2 protein-coding genes are annotated in these 2109 nt (G+C 64.4%); both read left to right on the top strand.

Going from position 1 to position 2109, the window contains the following annotated elements; translation table 11 throughout:
• A partial coding sequence (locus JV551A3_RS24990; RefSeq protein ID WP_133979215.1) for a 2Fe-2S iron-sulfur cluster-binding protein occupies nucleotides 1–1617 on the top strand: 1617 nt, incomplete at its 5' end.
• 172 nt (nucleotides 1618–1789) lie between these two features.
• Nucleotides 1790–2109: LysR family transcriptional regulator (locus tag JV551A3_RS24980; RefSeq protein ID WP_133979213.1), on the top strand; the 320-nt coding region annotated here is incomplete at its 3' end.

The following is a 2109-nucleotide window of genomic DNA, read 5'->3' as shown; positions in this document are numbered from 1 at the left end:
CAGTCGTTCGGCAACTGCCCGCAGTACATCCAGCTGCGTGACTACACCCGCGTCNCAGATCCCCCCCAAGGGCGTGTCGATTCGACGACACTCGATGTCTCGGCTGTCAGCATGATCCAGGCAGCCGATACTTTCTTTGTCGCCAGNTATGTCGAGCATGACGACGGCCAGCGCTCGGTGGATGTCTCACACCGTGGCGGGCGGCTCGGGTTCGTCAAGGTCGAAGGCCACCGCCTCCCCATTCCCGACTATGCTGGCAACCTGCAGTTCAACACCTTGGGCAACCTGCTGGTGAACCCGCAAGCAGGGTTGCTGTTCATCGATTTCAGCAACGGCAACGTGTTGCAGCTTTACGGGCATGCCGAGTTGCTGCTGGACAGCCCCGCCATCCAGGCGTTCGAAGGCGCCGAGCGCTTGTGGACGCTGGAGGTAGAGCAGGTGGTATGGCGCCCGGCTGCCGTTTCCCTGCGTTGGGCCTTCAAGGAGTACGCGCCGACCAGCCTGATGACCGGCACCTGGGCCGAGGCTGACAAACGTCTGCAGCAACGCCAACAGCAGCGCCAATGGCAGGCCTGGCGTGTGCTGCGGGTGGAGCAGGAAAGCCGCGATATCCGCTCGTTCTACCTTGAGCCCCCTGCAGGTAGTGCGATGGCTTTTGTGCCAGGGCAGCATGTTCCGGTGCAAGTCCAGCTCGACGGCGAGGCAGCACTGATCCGTACCTACAGCCTGTCCAGCGCGCCTTCGGACGGCTACCTGCGCATCAGCGTCAAAGCCCAGGGTCCGGCTTCGCGGCACCTGCATGAGCGTGTCGTGCCCGGCGATGTGCTGAACGTGCGCCCGCCGATGGGCAGCTTCACGCTGGACCAGCAGAGCACACGGCCGCTGGTGCTGATCGGCGCGGGTGTGGGTGTCACGCCGTTACTGGCCATGCTGCGCGAGCAGTTGAACAAGGGGCGGGCACGGTGCATCCATCTGTTCCATGGTGCGCGCAGCCTGGCCGACCTGCCGTTCCGTGAGGAGCTGGCAAGCTTGCGGCAACAGGCCGGCGGCCTGCTGCACGTGCACCGTGCCCTGAGCCAGCCGGAAGAGCATGCGCTGGTGGGGCGTGATTACGAGTTTGCCGGTCGGCTGGGTATCGAGCAGGTCAAAGCGACGCTTGCGCTGGACGACTACGATTTCTATCTGTGTGGCCCGGGCAGTTTTACCCAGGACCTGTATGAAGGGCTGCGCGGGGTGCATGTGCCGGATGCACGGATCCATGCCGAAGCCTTTGGCCCGTCGACGCTCCGGCGGCACACCGACGATGACCAGCCCACCCTGCAACAGCCGCCGGCGGCCAGCGAGCCGGTGCCGGTATACTTTGCGGCTTCGGCCAAGGAGGCGCGCTGGGCGCCCGGTAGCGGTACGCTGCTGGAGTTGGCCGAGGCGCGTGGGCTGGCGCCGGAGTTCAGTTGCCGAGGTGGGTCGTGCGGTACCTGCAAGACTCGGTTGGTCAGTGGCCAGGTGCATTATCCGAATCCGCCAGCGGAAATGCCGGAAAGTGGTACTGCGCTAATCTGTTGCGCGATACCGGCGCGGGTGGAAGAGGGAGGGCAGGTGTTGGTACTGGATATCTGATATGCCTGTACCGGCCTCATCGCCGGCAAGCCAGCTCCCACAGGTACTCTACAGCTGCCGAAACCTGTGAAGTACCTGTGGGAGCTGGCTTGCCGGCGATGAGGCCAGAGCAGACAACACAAAACGCCCAGATGAAAGATAATCCCGGCACTTCATGGCCTCAGGAGCCCGCATGGACCAGATCCACCTGATGAAGGTGTTCGTCGCCGTAGGCGAGCTGGAGAGCTTCGCCGCCGCTGCCCGTCGCCTGGACATCTCCCCAGCCGCGGTCACCCGCGCCGTCAGCGCCCTGGAAGAGCAACTCGGGGTCAAGCTGCTGCTGCGCACCACCCGTAGCGTGCGCCTGACCGAAGCCGGTGGCCGCTACCTGGAAGAGACCCGGCATATCCTCACCAGCATCCACGAGGACAACGAAGCCGCGGCCGGCATCAACGCCACGCCCAAGGGCGACCNGGCCGTCACTGCGCCCATCCTGTTTGGCAAGAAGTTCGT

Source organism: Pseudomonas inefficax (assembly GCF_900277125.1).
GTDB lineage: Bacteria > Pseudomonadota > Gammaproteobacteria > Pseudomonadales > Pseudomonadaceae > Aquipseudomonas > Aquipseudomonas inefficax.
Note: the sequence above shows the minus strand (reverse complement) of the source record. Positions and strands in the feature narration are given on the sequence as shown.